Annotated in this window: 1 protein-coding gene; it reads left to right on the top strand. The window is 49.7% G+C overall.

What is annotated here, in order from left to right; all coding sequences use genetic code 11:
* Positions 1-1642, top strand: a 1642-nt coding sequence (locus tag INT22_RS02520; protein WP_193067612.1) for a DUF4214 domain-containing protein, incomplete at its 5' end; no start/stop codon positions are given.
* Between the last annotated feature and the right edge of the window lie 37 nt (positions 1643-1679).

The raw sequence follows: 1679 nt of genomic DNA, 5'->3' as shown, positions 1-1679 counted from the left end.
GAGCGTGGCCAACGTCAACGATGCGCCCACTGGCAACGTCACGATCACAGGCGATGCAGTAGAAGATCAGACACTGACGGCGTCTAACACCTTAGCCGATGAAGACGGCCTGGGCACAGTAACTTACCACTGGCTGCGCGATGGTAATGAAATCACTGATGCGACGGGTGAAACTTACACCCTGACCCAAGCGGATGTGAGCACTGCTATCAGCGTGCGTGCCAGCTATACCGATCAGCAGGGCACGGCCGAAACTATTACATCGATGCCAACGTCTGCTATTAGTGCTAATCCTGATAGCGATAATGACGGCATTTCGAATGAAGATGAAAATCGCGTACCATCGCTAGATGGAAGCACTACCGGTGATGGCAACGGCGACGGCATTTCTGACGCCGAGCAAAGCAATGTCAGTTCTACACCGTTTTTATTGACGCCGACGGCTGTCTCTAATCCCGAAGATGCCCCTGAAGCGTTTATCACGCTGACGTCGAACGGCAGCCGTGACGCCGAGAGCGATGATGACTTACTAACGTTGCGTAATGTGCGACAGTTGGATGCGCCGAATGACCGACCAGATGACCTTGATATGCCATTTGGTTTAATCGCTTTTGAAGCGGATATAGAAACCGTTGGTGGGTCTAATGTGTTTTCTCTGTTCGTCGCCGATGATGTTGAGGCCAATGGTTACTGGAAGCAGAACGCGGCTGGAGACTGGGTAAATCTGGCTAGTGCAGCCTTTGGCGGTAGTCTGACAAATGAAGGTAATAAATTACGCTTTGATTTTGTCATTGAGGATGGCGGTGAGTTTGATTCTGATGGCGCCGCTAACGGCGTTATTGTTGACCCTGGTGCCATTGGATTCCGCTTACCAGAAACCCCCGAGGATCCAGAGCCTATACCGGATGTCGATGATGGAGGGGTAAACAGCGCACCTATTGCACGTGACGATGAATTTTCGAGCCGGTTTGGTTGGTTACTGCGTGGGAACCTGTTGGAAGACAATGGCAACGGCATTGACCAGGAGGTTGATGGTGATGACTTCTCAATCACTGATATTGATGGTCAAGAGGTTCTTTTTGATACCGCGCTTGTTTTGTCATCTGGTGCGACTCTCACCGTTCAGGAAAATGGTGATTTCCTCTACGACCAGAGAGGGGCTTTTGTGCCTTCACAAGAGGTAGACCGCGTCAGCGATATCTTTGAATACTCGATTGAGGACTCGCAGGGAGCATCAAGCACAGCGACAGTTTCTGTTGAACTGGGCGATGTCACGGATACGGTCGAGATCTCAGTGCTTCAAGCATTATATAAAGTCGCGTTTGATCGAGAGGCGGATGCTACAGGACTAAATTACTGGTCAGGTGTGCGTGAAAACGGTGTGAGTATGTTTGATATTGCTGATTTCTTCATCGAATCGGAAGAGTTTACCGATGATCAAGGAAGTCGCTTCAGTGATGATGACTATCTGACCCTGCTATATGCCAACGCCTTTGATAGAGCTCCTGATGCTGATGGCTTTGCGTACTGGTCAGATGTACTTGAAGAGCCGACGGTTGATCATGGTGATGTGATGACCTATTTCGCTACTTCTGAAGAAATGCAGGTGAAACATTTAGCGGAAGGTTTTATTTTCGCCTGATGCATTGACGTTAGGCAGAGCACCAGCGGCCACTCTT

The sequence above is a fragment of the Halomonas sp. 3D7M genome, assembly GCF_014897885.1.
GTDB lineage: Bacteria > Pseudomonadota > Gammaproteobacteria > Pseudomonadales > Halomonadaceae > Vreelandella.
Note: the sequence above shows the minus strand (reverse complement) of the source record. Positions and strands in the feature narration are given on the sequence as shown.